Raw genomic sequence first — 25,989 nt, forward strand, 5'->3', positions numbered from 1 at the left:
GCGCTATAACTCTTTGAAGGAAATGCGATGAGCAAGCGCGAATCCGCTAAGTACAAAATTGATCGCCGTCTTGGCGAAAACATCTGGGGCCGTCCGAAGTCCCCGGTAAACCGTCGTGAATACGGCCCGGGCCAGCACGGCCAGCGCCGCAAGGGCAAGCTGTCGGACTTCGGTGTGCAGCTGCGCGCAAAGCAGAAGCTCAAGGGCTTCTACGGCGACATCTCCGAAAAGCAGTTCCGCAAGACCTATGAAGAAGCCGCTCGCCGCAAGGGCGACACCGGCGAAAACCTGATCGGTCTGCTGGAATCGCGTCTCGACGCAGTCGTATACCGCGCCAAGTTCGTTCCGACGATTTTCGCTGCCCGCCAGTTCATCAACCACGGCCACGTGAATGTGAACGGTCGCCGCGTCAACATCCAGTCCTACCGCCTGAAGGCCGGTGACGTTGTTGAAGTCCGCGAAAAGTCGAAGCAGCTCGTTATCGTTCTCGAAGCTGTTCAGCTCGCAGAACGCGATGTTCCGGACTACATCGAAGTCGACCACAACAAGCTGGTTGCGACCTACTCCCGCGTTCCGACCCTTTCGGATGTGCCTTACGCCGTCCAGATGGAACCGAACCTGGTCGTCGAATTCTATTCGCGTTAATTCCGGGCGCGCTTTGGCGCGCTGGATATATGCCGAGATCGAAAAGCCGCGCTGTCCGTCAGCGCGGCTTTTTCCTTTCCAGCAAAAGTGCGAAGCGGTTTCGCGTCTGGAAATGTGCGGGACGGATCGATTAGGCATTTCAGGGCAAAGAATTGCGGTTTCCCGGTTTTCCCTGCGCCAGCTTTTCGGTATGAAGCCTGCAACATCCTCAATTTTTCGGGAAGCCCGATGAACGCTTTCGATCCTGATATTGCCGAAGACGCCGACGGCAGCGGCTGTCATCCCCTGTTCCGCGATGTGCCGGCCACGGTGGAATTCAACAAGTTGCGCAAGCGCCTCCTGCGTTTGACGCGACAGGCCATCGAGGATTTCTCGATGGTGAAGCCCGGCGAGCGCTGGATGGTCTGCCTTTCAGGCGGCAAGGATTCCTACGGCCTGCTGGCGCTGCTGCTGGATCTCAAATGGCGCGGCCTGCTGCCGGTCGAGCTGCTGGCGGTCAATCTTGATCAGGGCCAGCCGAATTTTCCCAAGCATATTCTGCCGGATTTTCTCAATCGCTACGGGATCGAACACCGGATCGAATATCAGGACACTTATTCCATCGTCACCGACAAGCTGCCGGAAACGAGCACCTATTGCTCGCTCTGCTCGCGCCTGCGTCGCGGCAATCTTTACCGTGTTGCGCGTGAGGAAGGCTGTTCGGCGGTGGTTCTGGGTCATCACCGGGAAGACATTCTCGAAACCTTTTTCATGAACCTGTTCCATGGCGGACGGCTGGCCGCGATGCCGCCGAAGCTTGTTAACGACGAGGGCGACCTGATGGTGTTCCGCCCACTGGCTTACGCGGCGGAAGACGACCTCGAAAAATTTGCGACTGCGATGCAGTTCCCGATCATTCCATGCGATCTGTGCGGCAGCCAGGAAGGGTTGCAGCGCAACGCGATGAAAGCCATGCTGACCGACATCGAAAAGCGCATGCCGGGCCGCAAGGACACGATGATCCGCGCCATGACGAATGTTCGTCCAAGCCATCTGCTGGATCGCAAACTGTTCGATTTCGCAGGATTGGCGCTGAACGATGCAGGAGAGGGCGATCATGCGCTTTGATGAAGGACAGATGGACTGGCTGGCCGATCTGCTGGCCGATGCGGCGCGCGAGGAGATCATGCCGCGATTCCGCAGGCTGGATGCGGGCGATATACGGCAGAAGACGTCAGCCGCCGATCTGGTGACGGAAGCGGATGTGAATGCTGAGCGGTACATCACCGCAAGGCTCAAGGAACGCTTTCCAGATGCCGTGATCGTGGGCGAAGAAGCGTGTTCCGAAAATGAGGCGCTGCTGGACGGGCTGGGCGACGCGGAACTTGCCTTCACGATTGACCCCGTCGACGGCACTTTCAATTTTGCTTCTGGCGTTCCACTTTTTGGCGTGATGCTTGCGGTTGTGTCGAAAGGCGAAACCGTCGCCGGTATCATTCACGATCCCGTCGGCAATGACTGGATCATGGCTTCAAAGGGCGGTGGGAGCTACATTCGCCGCGCCAGTGGCGATGTGGGCCGGGTCAGCGTTGCCGAACCGGCTCCGATCGATCAGATGACCGGCTCGATTTCATGGCAATATACGGCCGAGCCGATGCGGTCGCGGCTGGCGCGCAATCATACGAAATTCCTGTCGCAGATTGGCTATCGCTGCGCGGCGCACGAATATCGGATTATCGCAACAGGCGGCGCGCATTTCGCAGTCTACAACAAGCTGATGCCGTGGGACCATCTTCCCGGAGCGCTGATCCATCAGGAAGCGGGCGGCTATCTGGCGCGCTGGGATGGAAGCGCATATCTGCCGTCCCACACCGGCGGCGGGCTTCTGGTGGCGCCGAGCAAGGAGAGCTGGCAGTCCATTCAAGCCGCGCTTTGGGAAGAATAGCAGGCCATAGCCTACTCCCAACCCGTTTCGCTTCCGTAAAGAATATGACCCGCACGTAGCATTGCCAGCCCGTGCGGGTTTTCTTTATCGTCAGCGTGATCAGATCACGTGTTCTGCGCGCGGGTTCTGCGCCCGGAACAACCGTCCGCGTTCAGCGATCAGAACGCAGCCGAGCGCCACAAATCCGAGCACGCAATAGCCGGTCGCAACGGGCGTCGTGGTGCCGTCGAAAGCCTGACCGATAACCGCGCCGAGCGCCGCGCCGATCACGGTCTGGGCAAAGCCCAGAACAGATGAGGCCGTGCCTGCGACTTCGCCGAGCGGCTCCATCGCCAGCGCGTTGAAATTGGCGGTCACGAGGCTGAACGAGAACATGATGGTCATGTAGATCGCCATCAGCAGCGGGAAGGGTACGGGGCCTTCCAGCGTGACGGACAGGACCATCCACAAGAGGCTGAAACCGGTGAAGACCAGCAGCATTGTCTGCGAAATCCGGCGCATACCGAAACGGCCGACAAGGCGCGAGTTCATGAACGAGGCAAGCGCCAGCGTCATGGCGACCGCAGCGAATGCCAATGGGAACAGGGCGCCGAGCTTGTAAATATCTACAAAGATTTGCTGCGCCGAGTTGATATAGCCGAACAGCGCGCCGAGGATGAACGACGTGCCGAGCATATAGAACAGGGCCACGCGGTTCGACAGGACGATGCCGAAGCCGCCGATCACGCTCTTGACCGTCAGCGGACGCCGATTGGAAGCGGGCAGGGTTTCGGGCAGGCGAAAAAACGCCCACATGCCGACCACAAGCGCCATCAGCGCCATCGACAGGAAGATCAGGTGCCATTCGCCGAACAGCATGATGAGCTGGCCGGTTGCAGGCGCAACGACGGGCAGGATCATGAAAACCATCATGACGAGCGACATGACTTCCGCCATCTGGCGACCGGCGAACTTGTCGCGCACCACGGAAACGGCAATGACGCGCGTTCCGGCGGCACCAAGCCCTTGCAGGACGCGCAGGACGATCAGCGTCGTAAAATCGGTCACGACAGCCGCTCCGAGAGCAGCCGCGATATAGATGGCCAGTCCGCCGAACAGCGGCAGGCGGCGACCGAAGCGGTCGCTCAGCGGTCCGTAGAACAGCTGGGAAACGCCGAAGCCAAGCAGATAGGCGGTGATGACGAACTGGACATGGTTTTCCGACTGCACGCCGAGGCTTGCGCCGATCTGCGGCAGGCCGGGCAGCATGATGTCGACTGCCAGCGCATTGATGGCCATGATGGCGGCAATGAGCGCGATGAACTCCCCGCGTCCGCGCATGGATGTTTTCTGGTCCGGCGAACCGTTCTTGATGTCGAGCGGCATGACTGGCATTCCCTGGCAAGGTGGCGCATCGCGTCGAGGGACACGATACGAAAGACAAAATTTAGAAAGCAGAAGCCGACAGATGGAAATCCGTCGTTGAACATCTAGCAAAACGCAAAAGGCGCCGTGGAACGGCGCCTTGGAAAGGTGAGGCTGAAGCCGTATAACCGGCAATTAATCCTCAAGCTGCCTTGGTGGCAATACCTTTGTCGGTAAAAAGTGCCTGCAATTCGTTCGATTGGAACATTTCGCGCACGATATCGCAGCCGCCGACGAATTCGCCCTTCACATAAAGCTGGGGGATGGTCGGCCAGCTCGAATATTCCTTGATGCCCTGACGCAGTTCGTCGGAGGACAGGACGTTGACGCCCTTATATTCCACGCCGAGATAGTCGAGGATCTGGACGACCTGACCGGAGAAACCGCACTGCGGGAAACCCGGCGTGCCCTTCATGAAAAGCACGACGTCGTTGGTCTTTACTTCGTTGTCGATGAAATCATTGATGCCGGTCATTTGCGGTCCTTTCAAAATGCCGGCCCAAATTCCGGCACAGGATGGGAGGATATCTCCCATATAGTCGCTTTGAATGCTGGTAACCACCCGGATCGGGAGAAAGCAAGTCAAATGCGCGAGAAATTTGCTTTCGCGGGAGCAACATCTTGCCGCAGCCGATGCCCCTCCCGCGAAAGGGATTTGCGTTATTCCGGTACGCTCGTCTGCAAGGCGAGCGCGTGCAGCACGCCGCCCATATTGCCCTTCAACGCATCATAGACCATCTGGTGCTGCTGCACGCGGGACTTGCCGCGGAAACTCTCCGCGACAACCTCGGCGGCATAATGGTCTCCGTCACCGGCAAGGTCGCGGATCGTCACCTTTGCGTCGGGAATCCCCTCGCGTATCAGTTTTTCGATCTCATGTGCGTCCATAGCCATGCAAAATCTCCTGCCGTTTCCGGCCTTTTCTTATCGTTCTGTCGAATCGTAACGCACCATCGTGGAACGTCAACAACCATCTGTCTAACGCTTAAATCAAAGACAAGCAAACCGCCCGGACAGGGTTTCCATCCGGGCGGTAAAAGGTATCAACGATGCGAAGGACGATCAGTTGTCGGTTGCAGGCTCGCCGCTCATGAAGGCCGGGAACCAGCCTTCAAAAGCGTTGGTCAGGTCGGCAACGCTGACATCGACCAGATCGCCAATCTTCAGGCGGTCGCCGCCAACCGTGCCGAGCACGCGGAACGGAACGCCTGCGCCTTCGGCATTCAGCGCAATGAGCTTTGCCATTTCCGCCGTGGCCGCGACGACATAACGCGCCTGATCTTCACCGAAAAGAACGGCATGGGGCAGGCCGTCGCCGGCATCGAGTTCAGCACCCTTGCCGGACTTGATCGCCATTTCGGCGACCGTAATCGCCAGACCGCCATCGGAGAGGTCATGGCAGGCCGTGACCTGACCGTTGCGGATGGCAGAGCGGACAAATTCGCCGTTGCGCTTTTCAAGCGCAAGATCGACCGTTGGGGCAGGGCCATCAGCGCGGTCGAACAGATCACGCAGATAGACCGACTGGCCGAGATGGGTGCCGTCACCGCCAAGCAGAACCAGCGTATCGCCGTCCTGCATGCCGCCGATCTTCGCCATTTGCGACCAATCCGGGATGAGTCCGACGCCGGCAATGGTCGGCGTCGGCAGAATGGCCTGGCCGTTGGTCTCGTTATAAAGCGAGACATTGCCGGACACGATCGGGAAATCCAGCACGCGGCAGGCTTCACCGATGCCTTCGATGGCCTTGACGAGCTGGCCCATGATTTCCGGCTTTTCGGGATTGCCGAAATTCAGATTGTCGGTCGAAGCCAGCGGTTCCGCCCCGGTCGCGGTGATGTTGCGCCAGCATTCGGCAACGGCCTGCTTGCCGCCTTCAAACGGATCGGCTTCGCAATAACGCGGCGTAACATCGGATGAGAAGGCGAGCGCCTTGGTTTCATGGCCTTCCACGCGGATCACGCCCGCATCACCGCCCGGAACCTGCAGCGAGTTGCCCTGAATGAGCGTATCATACTGTTCGTAGACCCAGCGGCGCGACGAAAGATCGGGCGAGCCGATGAGCTTGAGCAGGGCAGCGGAATAGTCTTCCACCTGCGGCACATTGCTGGCAGGAAGCGGGGCGTGCTTGCCGGGCTCCATCCATGGACGGTCATATTCCGGCGCTTCGTCGCCCAGATCCTTGATCGGCAGGTTGGCGACTTCCTCGCCCTGATGAATGACGCGGAAGCGCAGGTCGTCAGTGGTCTTGCCAACGATAGCGAAATCGAGGCCCCATTTGCGGAAAATGGCCTGAGCTTCTGCTTCCTTTTCCGGCTTGAGAACCATGAGCATCCGCTCCTGGCTTTCCGAAAGCATCATTTCATAGGCCGTCATGTTCTCTTCGCGGACGGGAACATGGTCGAGGATCAGTTCGATGCCGAGATCGCCCTTGGCGCCCATTTCGACGGCAGAGCAGGTGAGGCCCGCCGCGCCCATGTCCTGAATGGCGATGACCGCGCCGGAAGCCATCAGCTCAAGGCAGGCTTCAAGCAGGCATTTTTCGGTGAAGGGATCGCCCACCTGAACGGTCGGGCGTTTTTCCTCAATCGACTCATCGAATTCAGCCGAAGCCATCGTCGCGCCGCCGACGCCATCGCGGCCTGTCTTCGCGCCGAGATAAACGACCGGCAGGCCGACGCCTTCGGCCTTGGAATAGAAAATACCGTCGGTCTTGGCGAGGCCCGCAGCGAAGGCATTGACGAGGATATTGCCGTTATAGCGCTTGTCGAAATTCACTTCGCCGCCAACGGTCGGCACGCCGAAGGAATTGCCATAGCCGCCGACGCCCGAAACGACGCCCGACACGAGGTGGCGGGTTTTGGGATGGTCCGGTTCGCCGAAGCGCAGCGCATTCATGGCTGCTACAGGGCGCGCGCCCATGGTGAAAACATCGCGCAGGATACCGCCGACTCCGGTCGCCGCACCCTGATAAGGCTCGATATAGGAGGGGTGGTTGTGGCTTTCCATCTTGAACACGATGCAATCGCCATCGCCAATGTCCACGACACCCGCATTCTCGCCGGGACCCTGGATGACGCGTGGTCCGCTGGTCGGCAGCGTGCGAAGCCATTTCTTGGACGATTTGTAGGAGCAATGCTCGTTCCACATGGCCGAGAAAATCCCGAGCTCTGTGAAAGTGGGCTCGCGTCCGATCAGATCAAGAATGCGCTGATACTCGTCCGGCTTAAGACCATGCGCTTCGATCAATTCCGGCGTGATGTCTCGCGTATTGGAAATAGTCATGGAAATGGGGAACCCCGTCGCAGGCTGCGGCACCCGAAAACCCTCTGCCGAAGGCTGGATACCTAAGGTTTCAAGGCGCCTCTTTAACCTAAGTTTCCATGAAGTGCGACAGGAAAATACCGCTTTCCCGGCCTCAATCATACATCAGTAACGATAAAAAGAGACCCAAACCCTCAGACGCTTCCTTCATATCCCGCCTGTTCGTTTTCGAGCAGGCGGCGGAGCGTCAGAAAACTGTTTTCGACGACACTGCGATCGGAAGGGGAAGAGAAGGCGACGCGCACCCTGTGATAAGTCTGGTCAACGCGCCCGGCCTTGAACTCATCCTCGTCATCGATCAGGATTCCGCTTTCGTAGGCCGCCGCCTTGAAGGTTCCCGAGAGCCACGGCTCGGGCAGCGCCATCCACAGAAACGGAATGGATGGTTTCGATACGAAATCGAACCCGTCGAAGATCCTGCGGGCCATTTCCGCGCGAATGACCGTTTCCTCGCGGCATTTGGCGTGAATGGCGTCCGCTTCGCCGGACAAGACAAGCTGCGCGCCGGTTTCGGCGAGCAGGAAGGCCGCCCCGCCGGTGACCATCTTGTGCGTTACCTTCACCCGCTGGGCGCAATGCGCGGGGCAGGCGACCCAGCCGCTGCGTATGCCTGCCGCAACAGCTTTCGACAGGCCGGAAACGACGAAGGTGCGTTCGGGCGCAAAACTTGCCAAGGGTGGAATTTGGCTGTCGCACATGACGCCATAAATGTCGTCTTCGATGAGCCAGACATTGTGACGCCGCGCTATGTCGGCAATGGCGCGACGCCGTTCTTCCGGCATGACGGACAATGTGGGATTATGCAGCGTTGGCATCAGGAAGGCGAGCGTCGGATGCTGCTGGCGGCAGGCGCGTTCGAACTCTTCCGGAATAAGACCATATTCATCGAGACCCGCCTGAATGGTGCGTCGCCCGAGAAGGCGCACGGAACGGCTGATCTGGGCATAGGTCAAATTTTCGAAAAGAATGCGGTCGCCGGGACTGGTGAAGGCGGTGATAATGGCGATGCTCGCCGCCTGCGCGCCATTGGTGACCACGATACTGTCGAGTTCCGGTCGCCAGTCGGCCCGCGAAAGCCACTTCTGCCCGGCTTCCAGCCAGTGCTGCGGGAAGTAGCGCGAATAGCTCGCAATATCCTGCGGAAAATCGCGATGAATGTCGGCATTTATTCTGGCGAGAATGACATGCTGGCCGACATCCGGCGCGGCCGTCGTGTCGAAACGTATTTTTCCCGTGGGTACGTCGGCGGACTGGGTGCCAGTGATGCCGGAGGCAGACAGCGCGTTGCCTGCCTGTTCCTCGCCCAGCACATAGGTTCCGCGACCAACTTCCCCCGTTACGAGTCCGCGCTCATGGGCGAGGGCATAGGCACGCCCGATTGTGCCGATTGTTACCTTCAGGTCAAAGGCGAGATTGCGTTGCGGCGGAAGCTTGGTGCCCGCAGGCAATCCGCCATTGCCGATGGCTTCTTCGATCGCATCGGCGAGTTGCAGGTAAAACGGGCCGGACTTGCCGGAAAGATCTGGAATCCAATTTGTCATGGTGACAACTTATAAATTGTACCCATTGCCAAGTCAATTATAGAGTCAATTCGTCGCTTTTTAGAGCGCATCCCGAAAAGTGTGAAACGGTTTCAGGCGCAAAAATGCCTGATCATCTGCTTTCCAGCTCCCAACTGGCAAAGAATGGACCGAGACAATATTTTACTTCAGATCGCAGACCGAGACAATAGATACAATTCTTCCTGTGCCCGTGGCTGACAGCGCTGCGGATATGCCGAAAGGATTGCATGCGCATCTGGCAACAGCTTCGCCGTCGCAAGGCGGATATATAAGACGGATATTGGACTGGCTATCCTATCGGATGATGCTGCGGCGCAGCCGCATTGCATTGGGCGAACTGACGGACGAGCAGTTGCGAGACATTGGACTTCAGCGCAGTGAAGCCCAGCGCGAGGCGCGGAAGGTGCGTTTTCACTTTCGTTGAAATCTGTCGCGGAAAGCCGGTTCCGGCATTTCCGCGACAGATCTTGCTCTTACTGGCAGCCGCTCTGGCCCGACGCCCAGCGGTTGACATCGGCGGCGATGCGTCCACCATGGCTTTCTCCCATCATGGGGCCGAAGGTTTCTACGCGAGCCGGATTTCCCTGCGCCTGCACGACAAGCAGCGGACGCGATGCCGGGTTGCGGGCCGGCACGACCAGAATGCGCGGGCGTCCGGTAAAGGAGTTCAGTTCCGGCGCAAGCGAATAACCGCGGAAATCCTTGTCCTTGGATTTGAACCAGCAGCTATTGGCTGCCAGCGCGATGCGCTCCATGGTCGGCAGCGCCGCCTTGCTGGCGTCGACGGCGACAGGCCCCGTGGGCTTGCTGGAGGTGCAGGCTGCAAGCAATGCAATGGCCGGAAGGGCCAGAAGAGCGAAAGTCTTGGTCTTCAAGGAGGGGCTCCGATAGTGCGTGCCTTCAAAAAGGCACGCATGAGATGTGGGCGTGGGATAAATAAAGTCAGGCGAGTTGCGGCATGAAAGCTTTCAGTCCGTCGCTCATCTCGTTCCAGATGCGCTCAAAGACCGGATGCTGTTTTGCCTTGGCTGCATATGCATCCAATTTCGGGAATTCGTCCAGCAAATCCGCTTTGCCGGAAAGCTTCTTCAACGGTTCCATGAGGAAGCGCACCGGCAACAGCCAGCAGTCGGCAAGGGTCGGCTCGCCTCCGGCGGCGAAAGCCTTGTCCGAAAGGCGGCTTTCGACCACTTTCAGGCCGGTATGCATCTTGTCGAACAGGCGCTCGATGCTTGCATCGTCGCGTTCCGGTTTGCTTAGCAGGATGAAGAGCTTCATCGCTGGTCCAAGCACTTCGAGTTCCGTCACGCGTGCCAGTAGCCGGATGAGGGCGCGTTCGCGCGGGGTGCCGGGCAGCACGGATGTCTCGGGAAAATGGTCTTCCAGATACTCCGCGATGACCGCGGCTTCAAACAGCGTTTCCCCCGAACTGGTAATCAGCACCGGAATGCGGCGAAGCGGCGTTACATTGCCGAAATCGGCCGGAAATGGATAAGGCAGGTTCATTGGCTTGAAGGGCAGATCCTTCAGATAAAGCACGCCGCGCACGAAAGATGAGTAGGGGGAGAGAGGCCTGGAATAGAGCTGCATGAGTGAATTCCCCTGATTCTTATCGCTAAAATCTGTGAGGCATTTCCAGCAAAAATGTGGACGTTTTGTGCCGGGAAAAATGCTTGAAACAAATATGGTCGCTCCCGACGCTTGCATTCCTCCCGCAGCCAAGCTGCCACGAAAACAGATGCTTTGCCAGTGCAGTTTTGAGGCGCGGCAGACGCAATAAAAAAGGCGGCCCGATGGGAGCCGCCTTTTCCGTTCATATGTCTGCGAGCTTACGCCGCGACGCCGAGTGCGCCGGCAAAAAGCGCCCGGCCATCATCGCCGCCATGGGCCGCTTCGATCAGGTTTTCCGGGTGCGGCATCATGCCGAGCACATTGCCGCGCGCATTGACGATGCCCGCAATATCGTTGACCGATCCGTTCGGGTTAGTGCCTTCGGCATAGCGGAACACGACCTGGCCTTCGCCTTCGATGCGCTTCAGCGTTTCGGCATCGGCGAAATAATTGCCGTCATGATGCGCGACCGGGCAGCGGATGATCTGGCCCGGCTGGTAGCCGCGCGTGAACGACGTGTTGGCGTTGGTCACTTCGAGCTTCACTTCGCGACAGACGAATTTCAGCGAGGCGTTGCGCATCAGCGCGCCCGGCAGAAGCCCGGCTTCGACGAGGATCTGGAAGCCGTTGCAGACGCCCATGACCATGACGCCCTTGTTGGCCTTCTCGCGAACGGCCTGCATGACGGGCATCCGGGCTGCGATGGCGCCGCAACGCAGATAGTCGCCATAGGAGAAGCCGCCGGGAATGAGGATCAGGTCCACATCGTCGGGAATGCTGGTGTCAGTCTGCCAGACGGTCACCGGAGCCTGTCCGGTGATCTTGGTCAGCGCCGCGATCATGTCGCGATCGCGATTGAGACCGGGAAGGAGAATGACTGCGGATTTCATGGCGGCTGCTTCCTTGTTGGGCTCAGGCGATGGCGATGGAATAATCTTCAATCACGGTGTTGGCGAGCAGCTTCTCGCACATGGCTTTCAGCTCTGCTTCGGCCTTGGCCTTGTCCGAGCCTTCCAGTTCCAGATCGAACACCTTGCCCTGACGGGCCGAATTGACGCCGTCGAAACCGAGGCTGCCGAGCGCGCCGACGATGGCCTTGCCCTGCGGGTCGAGAACGCCGTTTTTCAGTGTAACGGTGACGCGTGCCTTGATCACTCTCTAGTTCCTGCAATTTTTAAGAACGAATGAAACAGCCCGGAAAACACATTCCCGGGCTGGGCGGATGATTACTTCACTAGCGTCGGGCCGGATGGGCGCGGCGTGTCGTTCTCGTTCATGATGCCGAGACGGCGCGCAACTTCCTGATAGGCCTCGACCAGACCGCCCATATCGCGGCGGAAACGGTCCTTGTCGAGCTTGTCATTGGTGGTGATATCCCAAAGACGAGCTGAATCCGGCGAAATTTCGTCGGCGACGACGATGCGCATCATGTCGCCTTCCCACAGGCGACCGCATTCCATCTTGAAGTCGACGAGCTGGATGCCGATGCCGAGGAAGAGGCCGGTGAGGAAGTCGTTGACGCGAATGGCGAGCGCCATGATGTCGTCGATTTCCTGCGGACTGGCCCAGCCGAAAGCCGTGATATGCTCTTCGGTGACCATCGGGTCGTCGAGCGCATCGGCCTTGTAGTAGAACTCGATGATCGAACGCGGCAGGATGGTGCCTTCTTCGAGGCCAAGGCGCTTGGCAAGCGAACCGGCTGCGACGTTGCGCACCACCACTTCAAGCGGAATGATTTCCACTTCCTTGATCAGCTGCTCACGCATGTTGAGGCGGCGGATGAAGTGCGTCGGAATGCCGATGCGGTTGAGCTGGGTGAAAATATGTTCGGAAATGCGGTTGTTCAGCACGCCTTTCCCGTCGATGACTTCGTGCTTCTTCGCATTGAAGGCAGTTGCGTCATCTTTGAAGAATTGGACTAGCGTACCGGGTTCAGGGCCTTCGTAAAGAATCTTGGCCTTGCCCTCGTAAATACGGCGGCGACGGTTCATGGCTTTTCTCGGATTTCCATATTTATGGTGATCGGCTCTCAGCCGCTATTCTCGCGGGCTACCTATAGCAATTGTGGGCTTTTAACAATCCTGCTTTGTGCCCGTTCCCCCGTTTTCGGCGTTTCTGACGCAAGTTTACGTATGAGTCGCAAGAAATTGGTCTTTAAGCCCTTGTATAATCTTGCGCCCCTTGCCAGCTTTAGGCAAGAGAACGGATGACGATCTCTTCTAACTTGTAAGTCTGGGAGCTTTATGAATGACCACTGGCATGGATGATCGCCGCGACGCTTTTGAAAAGAAATTCGCGCTTGATGCGGAACTGCGCTTCAAGGCGGAGGCACGCCGCAACAAGCTTCTGGGACTCTGGGCCGCAGACCAGCTTGGCAAGAAGGATGCGGAGGCGGAAGCCTATGCCAAGGAAGTCGTGGCCGCCGACTTCGAGGAAGCCGGTGACGAGGACGTTTTCCGCAAGATCCGCGCCGACTTCGACGCTGCCAATGTCAGCGTAGCCGATGAGGCGATCCGCGAGAAGATGTTCGCTTTCCTTGAGGAAGCCATTCGCCAGGTGAAGCAGGATTGATAAATAATTCAGGGCGGATGTGCCGGTGGCATTTCCGCCCTGAGCTCATGAAATGAAGGAAATTAGAATGTCGTTGTCGTCGCGCCTTCGCGCCGGGGAAACGGTGCTTTCCGCATGGTCCTCCCTTCCTGAACCCCTGACGGTCGAAATTCTCGCCCATAGCGCTTTCGACGCCGTAACGCTCGACATGCAGCATGGCGGCCACGACGAGGCGAGCGTGCTTCGCTCGCTGGGCCTTATCCTGAACGCCGGCAAGCCGCCCGTCGTGCGCGTTCCCGTCGGACGTTTCGACATGGCAAGCCGTGCGCTTGATTTCGGCGCGCAGGCGGTCATCGCCCCGATGATCAATTCCGTCGAGGATGCCCGCCGGTTTGCTGCCGCCATGAAATATCCGCCGGTAGGCGAGCGCTCATGGGGCGTATTCCGGGCCAATACGGATTACGGCACGCCGGGTTCCAATGATTATCTGACGACCGCAAATCACGACACACTTGCTTTCGCGATGATCGAAACGCGAGACGCCTATGATGCGCTCGATGCCATCCTCGACGTTCGCGGCATCGACGGCGTTTTCGTGGGACCGGCGGATTTCTCCATCGCCTGGAGCAATGGACGCGAGGCCAACCCGAATTCCGATGCGATCGTGGAGCCGATCGGCAATATTGCGCGCAAGGCAATTGCGGCTGGCAAGATTGCGGGCATCTATTCGCCGACCGCAGAATTTGCGCGCCGCTACATTCCGCTTGGCTTCCGCTTCCTGACGCTCAGCAATGATGGCGGTTATATCCGGCTGGCAGCCGAAACGCTGACGAAAGCGGTTCGCGATTAAACTCGTCGTAATAGACAAGAAAGAAAAGGCGGGCTGCTGACCCGCCTTTTTCATGCAATTTGCATGAATATCAATGATGCTTGGGCGCCTGTAGCTGCGTCATGAACTCGGCAAATACCATCGAGCCTTCCGGCCACGGGCCATGCCCGGATTCCGAATTGATATGCCCGGATTCACCAGCATCGATCAGCATCGCGCCCCAATCCTTCACCACGTCCTCTGCAGCCTCAAAACTGGAGAAAGGATCATTGCGGCTCACGACTGTAATCGTCGGAAATGGCAGGCGTTCACGCGGGTAAGGACCGAACGTCATCAGGTGTTTCGGCCTGATCCTGTCGTTGGCAACATCCGGCGGCGCGACAAAAAACGCGCCCGCCACCTTGTGCTGGATATGCGGCACGGCATGGACGGCGGTTGCAACGCCGAGCGAGTGCGCGACCAGAACGATCGGCTTCGTTGCCGCATTGGCGGCCTTGACGACTTCGCCAATCCAGTCTTCGCGAACGGGCTTGCTCCATTCGGCCTGCTGTACGCGCCGCGCCGTGGAAAGTTTGCTTTCCCAGCGGGTCTGCCAGTGATCGGGACCGGAATTGGTATAGCCGGGGATGATGAGGATATCTGCGTCTTTGACTTTCATGCCTCCCATTTAGAGGGGCTTTGTGGCTTCTTCAAGCGGTGCGTGGTCGCGTGCAATGCATAGAAGGCATGTGAATGATGAACAGCCTGTTCGCTGATCGCGATCTTGTGAAACACGCTCCAAATAGCGATGTTTAGGCAGATTTGAAACGCGACGGAGATAATGGCATGACAATCAGCAGACGTACGATGCTCCGCGCTGCCGGGACTGCTGTCATGGCCAACATTCTTCCTGTTCGTGCAGAAATGCCATCGAAGGAGGGCGACATGACACAGCATTTGAAAGCGGCGACAGCCGAAACCGGGCGTCCGGTCGCTCCGCTTCCTTTCGCAATGACCACGCCGATGCGCGTGGCGCGCGTCGGCCTCAAGGCGCGCGATGCCGAAACGCTGGCTGAATATTATCGCGATGTGGTGGGCTTGCGCGAGATGGCGCGCCGCGGCGCATCGATCGTTCTTGGCGCGGGCGACCGCGAACTGATGGAAATCGAGCAGTTTTCAGCAGCCCGTCCTGACGACCCGCGCAGCGCCGGCCTCTATCACACCGCGTTTTTGCTACCCACGCGAGGAGACCTTGCGCGCTGGTCGCGCCGCGCCATCGATAAGCAACTGCCGGTCAGCGGCGCGTCGGACCACAAGGTGAGCGAAGCCATCTATCTGACCGATCCCGAGGGCAATGGCATCGAAATCTATACCGACCGTCCGCATGACCAATGGCAGTGGAATGGTGATCGCGTGGCCATGAGCACCGATCCGCTTGATGTCGGCAATTTGCTCGATGTCATCAAGCAGGAAGGCGGAGAATGGACTTTTGCCCCGCAGAATACGGTCGTGGGCCATGTGCATCTGCGCGTAGGCAATGCGCAGGAGGCCGAAACCTTCTGGCACAATGAACTCGGCCTCGAAACCGTCCAGACCTACGGAGACCGGGCGGTTTTCATGTCTACCGGACGCTACCACCACCACATCGCGGCCAATGCCTGGCAGAGCGCCGGTGCTGGCAAGCGCGACGAGGATCGCACGGGTCTCGCGTGGGTCGAGCTTGAGGATACGCGCGGCGGCGACAACAGCACTTTTGTCGATCCGTGGGGCAATGTGGTCAACACGATCAAGACCAAGGCGTAGCCAGACGATCTTCAGAATGTAGAAAAGCCCCATGTTTTCATAAACATGGGGCTTTTTCTTGTCTCCGAGCTCCCACCCTCATCCTGAGGTGCGAAGCCAAGCCTCGAAGGACGAGGGCATGCGGAGTGTTTCCCTCAGCCCTTCGAGACGCCGTTTTCAACGGCTCCTCAGGGTGAGGGAGGGGTGGGCAGAGCCACCTCAACCGAAGACGCGCTTGAAAATGGTATCCACATGCTTGGTGTGGTAGCCGAGATCGAATTTTTCGCGGATCTGTTCTTCGGAAAGCGCTGCGCGCACTTCCGTGTCGGCCAGCAGTTCTTCGAGGAAGTCGGCGCCCTGTTCCCAGACCTTCATGGCGTTGCGCTGCACGAGACGATAGGCATCCTCGCGCGATACGCCTGCCTGCGTCAGTGCCAGAAGCACGCGCTGCGAATGCACCAGGCCACGGAACTTGTTCATGTTTTTCAGCATGTTGTCCGGGTAGATAACCAGCTTTTCGATGACGCCGGCCAGACGATTGAGCGCGAAGTCGAGCGTAATGGTGGTGTCCGGGCCAATGGCGCGTTCGACGCTCGAATGGGAGATATCGCGTTCGTGCCAGAGGGCCACGTTTTCCATGGCAGGCGTTACCGACATGCGCACCAGACGGGCAAGGCCGGTCAGGTTTTCGGTCAGCACCGGATTGCGCTTGTGCGGCATGGCCGACGAACCCTTCTGGCCCGGCGAGAAGAATTCTTCCGCTTCCAGAACTTCCGTGCGCTGCATGTGGCGGATTTCGATGGCGATGTTTTCCATCGAGGAGGCGATGACGCCAAGCGTTGCGAAGAACATGGCGTGACGGTCACGTGGGATCACCTGCGTCGAAACCGGCTCTGCCTCAAGGCCGAGCTTGGCGCAGACATATTCTTCCACACGCGGGTCGATATTGGCGAAAGTGCCGACAGCGCCGGAAATGGCGCCCGTTGCGATTTCCGCACGCGCCGCAACGAGGCGGGCGCGGCCACGCGCCATTTCGGCATAAAAACGCGCGAAAGTCAGGCCCATCGTCGTCGGTTCGGCATGGATGCCATGGCTGCGGCCAATGCGTACCGTGTCCTTGTGCTCGAAGGCGCGCTTCTTCAGGGCTTCCAGCACGCGGTCCATGTCGGCGAGCAGCAGGTCGGCAGCGCGCACCAGCTGGACATTGAGCGTGGTGTCGAGCACGTCCGATGAGGTCATGCCCTGATGCACGAAACGGCTATCCGGGCCGATGAATTCGGCCAGATGCGTCAGGAAGGCGATGACGTCATGCTTGGTGACAGCCTCGATCTCATCGATGCGGGCAACGTCGAACTTTGCCACGCTGCCCTTTTCCCAGATGGTCTTTGCCGCGTCCTTTGGAATGACGCCCAGTTGCGCCAGCGCCTCGCAGGCATAGGCTTCGATCTCGAACCAGATGCGAAATTTCGTTTCTGGCGACCAGATGGCGACCATTTCAGGCCGGGAATAGCGCGGGATCATGGGCGTATCCTGTAGACGTGGGAGTTTAACGATTGCGCGCAGCTTCGGCTGCGGCACGAATGGCATCGATATTGGCGCGGTAGCTCTCGACCGAATTGCCCTTGTAGACAGCCGAACCGGCCACAAGAATATTGGCGCCAGCGGCAACAACCGAGCCCGCGGTTTCCGGCGTGATGCCGCCATCGACTTCAATGTCGATAGGGCGATCGCCAACCATTTCGCGGACGCGCTTGATCTTGTCGAGCATCGGGGCGATGAATTTCTGCCCGCCAAAGCCCGGATTGACCGTCATGACGAGGACGAGATCGACATCTTCGATGACGTTGGCCAGTGCTTCGGCAGGCGTTGCGGGGTTCAAAGCCAGACCGGCCTTTTTGCCCAGCGCACGGATCGATTGCAGCGAGCGGTGCGTGTGCGGACCGGCTTCCACATGAATTGTGATGAGATCGCAACCGGCATCGGCAAACGGCGCCAGATAGGGATCGCAAGGCGCAATCATCAGATGCGCATCGAAGAATGCCTTGGTGCGCGGACGGATCGCCTTCACCACTTGCGGGCCGAAAGTGATGTTCGGCACGAAATGCCCGTCCATGACGTCGATATGCACCCAGTCGGCACCGGCTTCCAGCACGGCGTCGACTTCTTCACCCAGGCGGGCGAAATCGGCGGAAAGGATGGACGGGGCGATGGCGATGGGGCGCATATGTGATCTCCGTAACTTTGGCCAGCCCCTAGCACATGAGGGGCAAGAATCCTATCCCCAGCGCTTATGGAACCACATCCACTGGCCGGGATATTCGCGCACCCATGTTTCCACGGTATCGTTCAGAAGCTGCGCGGTTGCAGCGACATCGATCTCGCCCTTGTCATCACGCGGCAATTCCATGCGCTCGTAGAGTTCGAGGCGATAACGCCCGCCGGGAAGGCGGATGCAGCGCGCCGGATAGACGTCGCAATCATATTGCCGCGCAAGCTTGGCCAATAGCGGATTGGTCTTCACCGGACGATTGAAGAAAGTGGAAGGTACGCCGCGACGGAATTTCTGGTCCACCAGCATGCCGACATTGCCGCCTTCATCGAGGATATGCGCAAGCGACCATGCCGCACCGGCTTTCGACGGCACCAGATGGCCCATATTGGTGCGGCGCGCCTTCAGCACCTTGTCGGCGATATAGGGATTGTTCGGCGGACGAAAGAGGGCTGTGACATTGAGGCCAAAGGTGGCGGCACAGATCGGCAGAAGCTCGAAATTGCCGGTATGGGCGGTGAAGAAGATATGCGGCTTCTTCTCGTCGCGCAGGCGCTCGAAAATCGGAATGCCTTCCACTTCGACCAGTCCCGGCGTCGCGGCATGGGGATCGAAATCGAAGACCGCATCGAGGAAGATATATTCCGCAAAGAGGCGCGCCATCGAATCCCACATTTCGCGGGCGATATCCTCGATTTCGGCGTTGCTTTTCTCTGGATAGGCCTGACGCAGATTATCGGTCGCCACCTTGTGGCGCGGCGTCAGCGGCCCGACCAGACGGGCCACCTTTGCCGAAAAGCTGATCGCTGCCTTCGCCGGGAACAGGCGCAGCAGGCCAAGCAGCAGAAATACGGCCTGTGCCCAGAGCCAGTAGTTGAACTGCTTCAGCTTGCGGGTCCAGCGGAAGAGCAGAAGTTTCAGCTTGAACATCATGGAATTGCGGCTCAGTCGATCTCAAGAATGATCTTGCCGAAGACGTCGCGGCCTTCCATGCGCTTCAGCGCCGTGTCGATATCGTTGAAGCCGACCACAGTGTCGATGACCGGATGCACGATGCCGCGCGCCATTTTCTGCATGGCGTCGGCCATGTTTTCCATGCGGCAGCCGAAGGAACCGAAAATCTTGAGCTGCTGCTGGAAGAGTTGCATCAGGTTCATGTTGGTGGAAACGCCGGAGGTCGACCCGCAGGTGACGAGACGCGCGCCGCGCTTCATGCACAGCATCGAACCCGCCCAGGTGTCCGCGCCCACATGCTCGAACACCACGTCCACGCCCTTTTTCTTGGTGAGCTTGCGCACCACACCCTCGAAGCGGTCCTCGCGATAATTGATGACGTGATCGGCACCAAGCGCCTTGGCTTTCTCGATCTTGTCATCGGAGCCGACCGTGGTGATGACCGTGCAGCCCATCTTCTTGGCAAGCTGGATCGCCGCCGTGCCGATGCCGGAGCCGCCAGCCTGAACGAGCACGGTTTCGCCGGGCTCAAGCTTGGCATTGTCGAACAGCATATGCTCGACCGTGCCGAAGGTGACAGGCGCGACAGCAGCGCCGATAGCGTCCACGCCGGGAGGGGCGGGGACGAGCAGGCGGGCAGGCAGGTTCACCGCTTCGCAGGCAAAGCCGTCGAGATGGAAACCATGCACGCCGCCGACATGCTCGCACAGATTGTCACGGCCTTCGCGGCAGGCGCGGCAAAGGCCGCAGGTGCGCGCGCCATAGATCGACACAAGCTGGCCGGGCAGGAGGTTGGAAACGCCGGGGCCGACAGCATCAACCACGCCGGAAGCTTCCGCACCGATCACCAGAGGCATCTTGCGCTTGGCAAATGCCATGCCGCGCCAGCCCCACACGTCGATGTGGTTGAGCGCGACGGCCTTGATGCGTACCGTCACCTCGCCGATGCCGGGGGCGGGCGGCGGTGTGATATCGGTGATTTCAAGGCGGCGATCATCGAGAAGCTGCAAGGCGCGCATGAAGTAATCCTTTTCAAGACATAATCCCGGAAACGGCGAACCGTCCGGGATCATGGGAAAATTCGTATTTGCCGGACCGATTAATTCGGATTTGCCGCCAAAACAAGGCTCGTATTCTGTCCGCCGAAACCGAACGAGTTGGAAAGCACGGCAGAAACCTCCGCCTGACGCTTCACATTCGGCACGACATCAAGTGGAATAGCGGGGTCCGGATTGTCGTAATTGATGGTCGGCGGCAGCGTGCCTGTCTGGATCGTCAGAAGCGAGAAGACGGCTTCGATGGCGCCCGCTGCGGTCAGCGTATGGCCGATCATCGACTTGTTGGAGGAAACCGGAATGGAGGCCAGCTTGTCGCCGAATAGGGACGAAAGCGCCAGATATTCCATCTTGTCGTTTTCTGGCGTCGAGGTGCCGTGAGCATTGATGTAGGAAATCTGGTCTTCGGTGAGACCAGCATCGGCCAATGCGGCGCGCACCGTGCCGATGGCGGGTGACGCATCAGGCTTGGAGCGGGTGCGATGGAAATCATCGGCCTTTTCGCCGCAACCGGCAAGAATGCCCAGAACCTTGGCGCCACGCGCAACCGCGCTTTCCAGCGATTCCATCACCAGAGCGCCAGAACCCTCCGACATGGCAAAGCCGTCGCGGTCCTTGGAGAAGGGTTTTGAAGCCTTTTCCGGCTTGTCGTTCTGGGTGGAAAGGGCCGACAGCAGCGAGAAGCGGATCAGCGCTTCTGCCGAGACCGAGCCGTCGGTTCCGATGGAAAGAACACGGTCGCTTTCGCCACGGCGGATGGCTTCCACGCCGAGCTGGATCGCGGTTGCGCCCGAAGCACACGCCGTCGACAGCGTGATCGGCAGGCCGCGCGTGCCGAAAGCTTCCGACAGCCGTTCCGCGATATAGCCGAACTGCGTCGTGTTGAAGAGGTCGTCCTGACGCGCGCGACGGCAGGCTTCCAGCAGAAGCTGATAGCTGGCCGGGCCTTCATTCTTCACGGTTGCATCAAGCGCAAAGCGGCTTTTCCAGTCGAGTTCGACCGGGGGAGCTGCCAGAAACAGCGGACCGCCGAAATCGGTCGATGAAAGGCCGGATTGGGCGAGAGCTTCCTCGCCAGCGAGCCGGGCCAGCGCTTCGGAAAGCGCCGATGCGCCCACATCGCTTTCAGGCAGGAAATCGACCGTGCCGGAAAAGCGCGTGTTGAGATTGTCGGTCGGAAAGCGGGTAATGGTGTGAATGCCCGATTTCCCGCTGGTCAATGCAGCCCAGTTGTCTTCCTTGCCCTGACCGAGCGAGGAAACCACGCCAGCGCCGGTGATGGCGACAATGGGACGGCCGAGATGGTCTGTATATTTCGTCATCTTATATTCTCACCAGCTTTGCTGCGCCTTCGGCACGTGTGGCGCCGACGATGGTGACAATTGCTTCGCTGATTGGGCCACCGGCGTCCTTTTCGGAGGCATCGAGCGGCGCGAAAGCCTCACCCTTCCAGACGGAAATGGCTGCAAGCGCCAATGCCAGCGGGAACTGCGCCTCGCGCATGTGGCCGGTCAAGCCGGAAATGCCGCGATAGGCTGACGACAGGGCGTCCAGTGCGGTTTTCTCCGCGCCGGTCGCGTCATGCGCGCCAGAAGCGCCGGAAACAACGTAGGACGGTTCCTTGCCGTCATTGGCAGCAAGCACGAGTTCGCGGATCGTGTTGGCAAGGTCGGCATTGTCGCGGCGAATCTGCGCGCTTTCAATCCCGGCCACTTCCGCATAGGCGCGCGCGCCACGCTTTGCGGCATGATCGGCGCTTTCCAGAACGAGGAACACGCCGCCGGAACCGGAAACCATGCCGCCGCCTGCCGACCCGTCGCGGCTCCACAGCGGAGCCCATCCGTCATGCTTGAGCAGTCCGCCAAGCTCGTGACCGAGAATCATGTCGAAATGTTCGGCATTGTAGGAGCCGCCAACCAGCGCATGGGTGCTCTGGCCGGTGCGGATGCGTGCGGCTGCGGTCTCGATGGCCGAAAGGCCGGAACCTTCTTCGCCCATGAAGGTGCGCGAGGAACCCGTGACCTTGTGCACGATGGAAATATTGCCTGCGAGCAGGTTGGAAAGCTGCGCCAGAAACAGGGTTGGGCGCAGTTCGGTCGAGAGTTTCTCGTTCAGCATGACGCCGCGGTCGTTGCCCCGGTCTGCAAACCGGCGGCCTTCATCCAGAATCTGCATGTCGACGGTAATGTCGCGTTCGCCACCACCAGCGCCCACAACCATATCCATGGTCGCGCAGAGCGCTTCATCGTCCTTCATGCCTGCGTCCTGAAGCGCCAGCCCTGCGGCATAGGTGCCGAGGCGCTGCCAGGTTTCCATCTGGCGCTGGTCGCCGCGCTTCGGAATTTGCAGGCTCCAATCCACTTCGCCGAGCGGGTGAACCGTATGGGGCGCAAAGGTTTCCTTATCGAGACGCGGTTCAGTGCCAGCCTTCGAGAAAGCGTTCCAATGCACGTCTACCCCTTCGCCGAGCGAAGAAAGAATGCCGATGCCTGTGATGACGACTTTATTGTTCTGCATGAGTTGCGTTCTGCCCGTGCTGCTGAAACTGCTCCAGAAACGGAATCAGGGCGAACATTTCTGCCCACCCTTGAATACCGTCATATTATGCTCTGGCTCAGGCCTTCTTGGCTGCAACCAGCTCGTCGATTTTTGCGCAGAGGTTCTTGAGAACGAAATATTCCTCAGTCGGAACCTTGCCTTCGTTCACTTCCTGGGTCCACTGCTCAAGCGGAATCTTGATGCCGAAAGCCTTGTCGATGGCGAAGACGATGTCGAGGAAGTCGAGGCTGTCGATGCCCAGATCGTCGATGGTGTGGCTATCTGGCGTGATGGTGTCACGGTCGATTTCACTGGTTTCGGCGATGATGTCGGCGACTTTGTCAAAAGTAGAGGACAAGTTTCGATTCCTTTATTCATGGCGGTGCCACAGATGGCACGCATCTGACTGTTTGCGCGTGTCTAGCGTTTTTCCGGTGACAGGGAAAGTCATATTACCTTCATAAGCACCGGGGCTGTCGAAAGCGCATATAAGGCGCGCAACATGCGAAGCGCAACATAAAGCCAAACTCTTGTTTTGGAAATAATCTCAAAACCGGGTTATTGCGATGCCGTTAGGGTTCGTTTCTGACCCGCCTGATAAAGTACCATAGACCCACGGCAGCGCAGGCGATCATGATGATCCCAAGCGCATATTGCACCGGGCCGTTTCCCGATGCAATTGCCGCGAGGCCCGATGCGGCGCTGCCCATCGTACCCAAGGCTTCCGGGTGCATCAAAGCGGATGTGAAGGCCGTATCGGCCTGACGGGCTTTTGTGCCCGAGGCTTCCGGAGGAATCGAAGCAGATTTGGAGGCCGTATCGCCTTGAGGGCCCTTGGAAGCGATAGCTCGCGGTTGGGTTGCTGGCGGGGCAAGCGGTGACGCGGCGGCGAGGGCGAACGCACGGTTCCGCACCCGCTCCACACGCGCGAGCCAGCCTTTTCCGAAGGTTGATGCGGTCGACAGGCTTTTCAGCCAGGATGCGCGGGCGTCGCACAAGGCATTGATGATCTCGCCCGCGGGCCGCATGTTTGCAGCCGCAACCGTCTTCGCGCCGATCACGCCATCCTCCGGCACGCCCAGAACGCCTTGCAGCATCTTTGCCGCGCGTCCCGGACCCGAATTGACTGCAAAGTCGAACACTGCGTAGTCGATGCCGGGAGGCAGGTCGTTACCGTCGATCTTGTTCCAGAATTGCGCCTGATAGATTTCCGTGGCGGTGGCCCGTGTCAGGTTCTGCACATCCTCAGGCGATACGCGACGGCCCTTCCAAGCAGACAGGGTTGCGATGGTAATGCCCATATTGGTTGCGCCTCCGGGATCGGCGGGGTTGTCTACATAACCGCCTTCTTCACTGAAAATATAAGGCATGACTTTCTGGAAATTCGACTTCATTTGAAAAGCCTCTAAATTAGTATTTATCCATAATAATCAATAATTTACACGCTATCATAACACCAGTTTCAAGCGGGAAAACAGTCCTAAATTCATCGGTTGTTTCGGCTGGTCAAGTTTTGTTCAAAATCATTATTTGATCATCTTGCATCTTGCGCCCCGCGCAGGGATGCGGATTCATGGGCACCTCAACGCTGCATCATTTACAGGCGGGCAAACGTGGATTCGGAAATCTTTGGGTATGCACCGGACGGGCAGGCGGTTCACCGGCTCACTATCTCCAACGGCCCGCTGACGGCCAAAATCATAAGCTGGGGCGCTGCCGTCCAGGATTTGCGCATGGAAGGCCACGCAGCGCCGCTTGTGATCGGTTATCGCGACTTTGCCGATTATCCGGCGCATTCGCCGCACCTCGGCGCAATTGCAGGCCGCTCGGCCAACCGTATCCGCGATGCCCGGTTTGAACTGGACGGAGTGACCTATGAGGTGGAGCCGAATTTTCAGGGCCGTCATAACCTGCATGGCGGCAGCAAGGGATTAGGCAATCGTGTCTGGAAAATAACCGGGACCGGGCCGGATTTCGTAACGCTTGCGACGGTGGCCGCGGATGGCGAAATGGGCTTTCCCGGTAACCTGAATGTAAGCTGCACCTACATGCTCAACGCGGACGGAACGCTCATCGTGCGGCTGGAGGCCGTGACCGACAAGCCGACTGTCTGCAACCTGCTGCATCACAGCTATTTCAATCTCGACGACGGCGGTGAGGGCGATATTCTCGATCACCAGCTTAAAATCGAGGCCGACGCCTATATGCCGGTCGATGAAGCTCTCATTCCGGACGGGCGCGTTCTGCCGGTCAAGGGGACGCCATATGATTTCAGGGAGTTTCGCCCGATTCGCTTCGAGGAGAACGGCCATCAGGTCCAATATGACAGCAATTTCTGCCTCGCGGCGGCGCGGGGGCCATTGCGTCCATGTGCGTCAGTGAAGGGCGCGCGTTCCGGCATTCGCCTCGATATTTCGACGACAGAGCCGGGCGTTCAGTTCTATGCGGGCAACACGATGGCCAATGATTGCATCGGCCTCACGGGCAAGCCTTATGGCAAGCACGCGGGTTTCTGCCTGGAGCCGCAGATATGGCCCGGATCGCTGGAATATCCCTATTTCCCGCAGGCAATATTGCGTCCGGGCGAGATTTACGCCCAGACCAGCCATTTCAGCTTTTCGCGCGAAAGATAATCAGTCTGCGAAGGCGGCGCGTGCAGTTTCCATTGGAGCGAGCGCGCCGCGTATCTCGACGACGCGGGCTGCAACCAGATGCGCCTTGCGGGCTGCGTCCACCGGAGAAAGTCCGTTCAGGCGTGCGGCGAGATAGGCACCGTTAAAACTGTCGCCCGCGCCCGTCGTGTCGACGGCCTGTGCTGCGACGGACGGCACCAGCACTCTTTCACCGCCGGCGACAAGCAGGGCAGGTTCCGTGCCGTCCTTGACGACGATCTCTTTCACGCCCAGCGCTGCAAGGCGGTCAGCGCAGGCGCTGGCGTCCTTGTCGCCAAAGAGCGCCTGTTCATCGGGAAAGGTGGGCAGGGCAATATCGGCAATGCGCATTGCTTCGCTGATGATGTCCTGTGCGACCTTGCGGTCCGGCCATAGCTGGTGGCGGAAATTCGGGTCGAAGGCAATGCGCGAACCCGCGGCGCGGCATTGCCGCAGGACGTCGAAGAACGTGTCGCGATGCTCGGGCAGGATGATGGCGACCGAAATACCGGAAAAATAGATGATGTCGCGACCGTGCAGGCTCTTTTCCAGCGCTTCGCGATCACTGGCGAGACGCCTTGCGGCTGCGTCGCTACGCCAATAGGTGAAGGAGCGCTCGGCGCCGTTGAGCGTGATGGCGTAAAGGCCGGGATGCAGCCCATCGATGATCGGGCTATGGGCTATACCAATACCGTTGGAGGTCAGGAACACGCGCTGCTTCTGGGAAAAACTGTCCTGGCCGAACGCGGTCACATATTCCACAGGATAGGATTTTTCCGTCAGCGCCCGCATGTACCACGCAGTGTTGAGCGTATCGCCTGCAAAACCCATGCGCCACTGGTCGCCTTCATTGCCAGAAAGCTCGATCATGCATTCGCCGATAGACGCAAAGCCGCCCATTTCAGTCTCCTC

Annotated in this window: 28 protein-coding genes; 8 read left to right on the plus strand and 20 right to left on the minus strand. The window is 59.0% G+C overall.

All coding sequences use genetic code 11. The features are described 5' to 3' along the window. The first annotated feature begins 27 nt into the window (after positions 1-27). From rpsD to F9K78_RS16195, 3 genes are all read left to right on the plus strand, one after another. Complete coding sequence (gene rpsD, locus F9K78_RS16185; protein ID WP_121982552.1) at positions 28-645, plus strand: 30S ribosomal protein S4; 618 nt, start codon at positions 28-30, stop codon at positions 643-645. A 228-nt stretch (positions 646-873) separates the two neighbouring features. Further along, positions 874-1,752 carry a tRNA 2-thiocytidine(32) synthetase TtcA gene (ttcA, locus tag F9K78_RS16190; protein ID WP_121982553.1) on the plus strand — a complete coding sequence of 293 codons (879 nt, stop codon included), beginning with the start codon at positions 874-876 and terminating at the stop codon, positions 1,750-1,752. Continuing rightward, positions 1,742-2,569, plus strand: a complete 828-nt coding sequence (locus F9K78_RS16195) for an inositol monophosphatase family protein (RefSeq protein WP_121982554.1) — start codon at positions 1,742-1,744, stop codon at positions 2,567-2,569. Before ttcA ends, F9K78_RS16195 begins: the two co-directional genes overlap by 11 nt. Before the next feature lie 99 nt (positions 2,570-2,668). Here the strand turns inward: F9K78_RS16195 and F9K78_RS16200 are convergent, their stop codons facing one another. The 5 genes from F9K78_RS16200 to F9K78_RS16220 all read right to left on the minus strand — a co-directional run bounded on the left by F9K78_RS16200 (position 2,669) and on the right by F9K78_RS16220 (position 8,838). Then, positions 2,669-3,934, minus strand: coding sequence for a multidrug effflux MFS transporter (locus F9K78_RS16200; protein WP_121982555.1), 1,266 nt, complete (start codon positions 3,932-3,934; stop codon positions 2,669-2,671). 181 nt (positions 3,935-4,115) lie between these two features. Further along, complete coding sequence (gene grxD / locus F9K78_RS16205; RefSeq protein WP_112587901.1) at positions 4,116-4,448, minus strand: Grx4 family monothiol glutaredoxin; 333 nt, start codon at positions 4,446-4,448, stop codon at positions 4,116-4,118. 185 nt (positions 4,449-4,633) lie between these two features. Further along, positions 4,634-4,867, minus strand: coding sequence for a BolA/IbaG family iron-sulfur metabolism protein (locus F9K78_RS16210; protein WP_006466620.1), 234 nt, complete (start codon positions 4,865-4,867; stop codon positions 4,634-4,636). A gap of 168 nt (positions 4,868-5,035) precedes the next feature. Beyond that, positions 5,036-7,258 (minus strand): phosphoribosylformylglycinamidine synthase subunit PurL, encoded by a 2,223-nt coding sequence (purL, locus tag F9K78_RS16215; protein ID WP_121986070.1) that lies wholly within the window; start codon positions 7,256-7,258, stop codon positions 5,036-5,038. Positions 7,259-7,431: 173 nt separating this feature from the next. After that, positions 7,432-8,838: an aminotransferase-like domain-containing protein gene (locus tag F9K78_RS16220; RefSeq protein ID WP_121982557.1), complete on the minus strand. Its 1,407-nt coding sequence runs from the start codon at positions 8,836-8,838 to the stop codon at positions 7,432-7,434. Positions 8,839-9,070: 232 nt separating this feature from the next. Between F9K78_RS16220 and F9K78_RS22255 the strand changes: the two genes are divergently transcribed. After that, complete coding sequence (locus tag F9K78_RS22255; protein WP_162929758.1) at positions 9,071-9,283, plus strand: DUF1127 domain-containing protein; 213 nt, start codon at positions 9,071-9,073, stop codon at positions 9,281-9,283. A 49-nt stretch (positions 9,284-9,332) separates the two neighbouring features. On the opposite strand, the gene F9K78_RS16230 is transcribed toward F9K78_RS22255, so the two are convergent. The 5 genes from F9K78_RS16230 to purC all read right to left on the minus strand — a co-directional run bounded on the left by F9K78_RS16230 (position 9,333) and on the right by purC (position 12,461). Then, the gene (locus tag F9K78_RS16230; protein WP_114215550.1) at positions 9,333-9,734 is read right to left on the minus strand and encodes a hypothetical protein; all 402 of its coding nucleotides are present in this window, start codon (positions 9,732-9,734) and stop codon (positions 9,333-9,335) included. Positions 9,735-9,801: 67 nt separating this feature from the next. Further along, a complete protein-coding gene (locus tag F9K78_RS16235) occupies positions 9,802-10,449 on the minus strand; it encodes a glutathione S-transferase family protein (protein ID WP_121982559.1) in 648 nt (215 codons plus the stop codon). 239 nt (positions 10,450-10,688) lie between these two features. Continuing rightward, positions 10,689-11,360, minus strand: coding sequence for a phosphoribosylformylglycinamidine synthase subunit PurQ (gene purQ, locus F9K78_RS16240; protein WP_121982560.1), 672 nt, complete (start codon positions 11,358-11,360; stop codon positions 10,689-10,691). A gap of 22 nt (positions 11,361-11,382) precedes the next feature. Beyond that, positions 11,383-11,625: a phosphoribosylformylglycinamidine synthase subunit PurS gene (gene purS / locus F9K78_RS16245; protein WP_121982561.1), complete on the minus strand. Its 243-nt coding sequence runs from the start codon at positions 11,623-11,625 to the stop codon at positions 11,383-11,385. 71 nt (positions 11,626-11,696) lie between these two features. After that, a complete protein-coding gene (purC, locus tag F9K78_RS16250) occupies positions 11,697-12,461 on the minus strand; it encodes a phosphoribosylaminoimidazolesuccinocarboxamide synthase (protein ID WP_004688254.1) in 765 nt (254 codons plus the stop codon). 256 nt (positions 12,462-12,717) lie between these two features. Between purC and F9K78_RS16260 the strand changes: the two genes are divergently transcribed. Together F9K78_RS16260 and F9K78_RS16265 are read left to right on the plus strand one after the other, a co-directional pair. After that, positions 12,718-13,041, plus strand: a complete 324-nt coding sequence (locus F9K78_RS16260; protein ID WP_121982563.1) for a DUF1476 domain-containing protein — start codon at positions 12,718-12,720, stop codon at positions 13,039-13,041. A gap of 61 nt (positions 13,042-13,102) precedes the next feature. Continuing rightward, the gene (locus F9K78_RS16265; RefSeq protein WP_186443336.1) at positions 13,103-13,870 is read left to right on the plus strand and encodes an HpcH/HpaI aldolase family protein; all 768 of its coding nucleotides are present in this window, start codon (positions 13,103-13,105) and stop codon (positions 13,868-13,870) included. 70 nt (positions 13,871-13,940) lie between these two features. Here the strand turns inward: F9K78_RS16265 and F9K78_RS16270 are convergent, their stop codons facing one another. Continuing rightward, entirely contained in the window at positions 13,941-14,507 is a 567-nt protein-coding gene (locus F9K78_RS16270; RefSeq protein ID WP_121982646.1) for an alpha/beta hydrolase, read from the minus strand. Between the two features lie 266 nt (positions 14,508-14,773). Here F9K78_RS16270 and F9K78_RS16275 point away from each other — a divergent pair, with 266 nt between their 5' ends. Then, positions 14,774-15,631, plus strand: coding sequence for a VOC family protein (locus F9K78_RS16275; protein WP_235925459.1), 858 nt, complete (start codon positions 14,774-14,776; stop codon positions 15,629-15,631). A 198-nt stretch (positions 15,632-15,829) separates the two neighbouring features. Here F9K78_RS16275 and purB read toward each other — a convergent pair whose 3' ends face one another. From purB to F9K78_RS16315, 8 genes are all read right to left on the minus strand, one after another. Further along, entirely contained in the window at positions 15,830-17,131 is a 1,302-nt protein-coding gene (purB, locus tag F9K78_RS16280; protein WP_121982565.1) for an adenylosuccinate lyase, read from the minus strand. Between the two features lie 25 nt (positions 17,132-17,156). After that, complete coding sequence (gene rpe, locus F9K78_RS16285; RefSeq protein ID WP_151682406.1) at positions 17,157-17,834, minus strand: ribulose-phosphate 3-epimerase; 678 nt, start codon at positions 17,832-17,834, stop codon at positions 17,157-17,159. Positions 17,835-17,885: 51 nt separating this feature from the next. Further along, on the minus strand, positions 17,886-18,812 hold the full coding sequence (locus F9K78_RS16290; RefSeq protein WP_121982567.1) for a lipid A biosynthesis lauroyl acyltransferase: 927 nt from the start codon (positions 18,810-18,812) through the stop codon (positions 17,886-17,888). Positions 18,813-18,823: 11 nt separating this feature from the next. Then, positions 18,824-19,852, minus strand: coding sequence for a zinc-binding dehydrogenase (locus F9K78_RS16295; protein ID WP_121982648.1), 1,029 nt, complete (start codon positions 19,850-19,852; stop codon positions 18,824-18,826). Positions 19,853-19,932: 80 nt separating this feature from the next. Continuing rightward, positions 19,933-21,210 carry a beta-ketoacyl-ACP synthase gene (locus F9K78_RS16300; RefSeq protein WP_121986067.1) on the minus strand — a complete coding sequence of 426 codons (1,278 nt, stop codon included), beginning with the start codon at positions 21,208-21,210 and terminating at the stop codon, positions 19,933-19,935. A 1-nt stretch (position 21,211) separates the two neighbouring features. Next, positions 21,212-22,405: a beta-ketoacyl-ACP synthase gene (locus tag F9K78_RS16305; RefSeq protein WP_151682407.1), complete on the minus strand. Its 1,194-nt coding sequence runs from the start codon at positions 22,403-22,405 to the stop codon at positions 21,212-21,214. Positions 22,406-22,502: 97 nt separating this feature from the next. Then, positions 22,503-22,784, minus strand: coding sequence for an acyl carrier protein (locus F9K78_RS16310; RefSeq protein ID WP_121982570.1), 282 nt, complete (start codon positions 22,782-22,784; stop codon positions 22,503-22,505). Between the two features lie 214 nt (positions 22,785-22,998). Next, the gene (locus tag F9K78_RS16315) at positions 22,999-23,820 is read right to left on the minus strand and encodes a glycoside hydrolase family 108 protein (RefSeq protein WP_121986066.1); all 822 of its coding nucleotides are present in this window, start codon (positions 23,818-23,820) and stop codon (positions 22,999-23,001) included. Between the two features lie 219 nt (positions 23,821-24,039). Here F9K78_RS16315 and F9K78_RS16320 point away from each other — a divergent pair, with 219 nt between their 5' ends. Beyond that, positions 24,040-25,059, plus strand: coding sequence for an aldose epimerase family protein (locus F9K78_RS16320; RefSeq protein WP_121982571.1), 1,020 nt, complete (start codon positions 24,040-24,042; stop codon positions 25,057-25,059). On the opposite strand, the gene F9K78_RS16325 is transcribed toward F9K78_RS16320, so the two are convergent. Further along, positions 25,060-25,977 (minus strand): sugar kinase, encoded by a 918-nt coding sequence (locus tag F9K78_RS16325; protein WP_121982572.1) that lies wholly within the window; start codon positions 25,975-25,977, stop codon positions 25,060-25,062. It abuts the gene before it with no gap. Positions 25,978-25,989 lie beyond the last annotated feature (12 nt).

Origin of the sequence: Brucella pseudintermedia (assembly GCF_008932435.1) — a bacterium.
GTDB classification, from domain to species: domain Bacteria; phylum Pseudomonadota; class Alphaproteobacteria; order Rhizobiales; family Rhizobiaceae; genus Brucella; species Brucella pseudintermedia.

What these genes read in the sequence shown, in the direction of transcription:
- rpsD (WP_121982552.1), top strand. Translation starts at nt 28, where the DNA reads ATGAGCAAGCGCGAATCCGCTAAGTACAAAATTGATCGCCGTCTTGGC.
- ttcA (WP_121982553.1), top strand. Translation starts at nt 874, where the DNA reads ATGAACGCTTTCGATCCTGATATTGCCGAAGACGCCGACGGCAGCGGC.
- F9K78_RS16195 (WP_121982554.1), top strand. Translation starts at nt 1,742, where the DNA reads ATGCGCTTTGATGAAGGACAGATGGACTGGCTGGCCGATCTGCTGGCC.
- F9K78_RS16200 (WP_121982555.1), bottom strand. Translation starts at nt 3,934, where the DNA reads ATGCCGCTCGACATCAAGAACGGTTCGCCGGACCAGAAAACATCCATG.
- grxD (WP_112587901.1), bottom strand. Translation starts at nt 4,448, where the DNA reads ATGACCGGCATCAATGATTTCATCGACAACGAAGTAAAGACCAACGAC.
- F9K78_RS16210 (WP_006466620.1), bottom strand. Translation starts at nt 4,867, where the DNA reads ATGGCTATGGACGCACATGAGATCGAAAAACTGATACGCGAGGGGATT.
- purL (WP_121986070.1), bottom strand. Translation starts at nt 7,258, where the DNA reads ATGACTATTTCCAATACGCGAGACATCACGCCGGAATTGATCGAAGCG.
- F9K78_RS16220 (WP_121982557.1), bottom strand. Translation starts at nt 8,838, where the DNA reads ATGACAAATTGGATTCCAGATCTTTCCGGCAAGTCCGGCCCGTTTTAC.
- F9K78_RS22255 (WP_162929758.1), top strand. Translation starts at nt 9,071, where the DNA reads ATGCCGAAAGGATTGCATGCGCATCTGGCAACAGCTTCGCCGTCGCAA.
- F9K78_RS16235 (WP_121982559.1), bottom strand. Translation starts at nt 10,449, where the DNA reads ATGCAGCTCTATTCCAGGCCTCTCTCCCCCTACTCATCTTTCGTGCGC.
- purQ (WP_121982560.1), bottom strand. Translation starts at nt 11,360, where the DNA reads ATGAAATCCGCAGTCATTCTCCTTCCCGGTCTCAATCGCGATCGCGAC.
- purC (WP_004688254.1), bottom strand. Translation starts at nt 12,461, where the DNA reads ATGAACCGTCGCCGCCGTATTTACGAGGGCAAGGCCAAGATTCTTTAC.
- F9K78_RS16260 (WP_121982563.1), top strand. Translation starts at nt 12,718, where the DNA reads ATGACCACTGGCATGGATGATCGCCGCGACGCTTTTGAAAAGAAATTC.
- F9K78_RS16270 (WP_121982646.1), bottom strand. Translation starts at nt 14,507, where the DNA reads ATGAAAGTCAAAGACGCAGATATCCTCATCATCCCCGGCTATACCAAT.
- F9K78_RS16275 (WP_235925459.1), top strand. Translation starts at nt 14,774, where the DNA reads ATGACACAGCATTTGAAAGCGGCGACAGCCGAAACCGGGCGTCCGGTC.
- purB (WP_121982565.1), bottom strand. Translation starts at nt 17,131, where the DNA reads ATGATCCCGCGCTATTCCCGGCCTGAAATGGTCGCCATCTGGTCGCCA.
- rpe (WP_151682406.1), bottom strand. Translation starts at nt 17,834, where the DNA reads ATGCGCCCCATCGCCATCGCCCCGTCCATCCTTTCCGCCGATTTCGCC.
- F9K78_RS16290 (WP_121982567.1), bottom strand. Translation starts at nt 18,812, where the DNA reads ATGATGTTCAAGCTGAAACTTCTGCTCTTCCGCTGGACCCGCAAGCTG.
- F9K78_RS16295 (WP_121982648.1), bottom strand. Translation starts at nt 19,852, where the DNA reads ATGCGCGCCTTGCAGCTTCTCGATGATCGCCGCCTTGAAATCACCGAT.
- F9K78_RS16300 (WP_121986067.1), bottom strand. Translation starts at nt 21,210, where the DNA reads ATGACGAAATATACAGACCATCTCGGCCGTCCCATTGTCGCCATCACC.
- F9K78_RS16305 (WP_151682407.1), bottom strand. Translation starts at nt 22,405, where the DNA reads ATGCAGAACAATAAAGTCGTCATCACAGGCATCGGCATTCTTTCTTCG.
- F9K78_RS16315 (WP_121986066.1), bottom strand. Translation starts at nt 23,820, where the DNA reads ATGAAGTCGAATTTCCAGAAAGTCATGCCTTATATTTTCAGTGAAGAA.
- F9K78_RS16325 (WP_121982572.1), bottom strand. Translation starts at nt 25,977, where the DNA reads ATGGGCGGCTTTGCGTCTATCGGCGAATGCATGATCGAGCTTTCTGGC.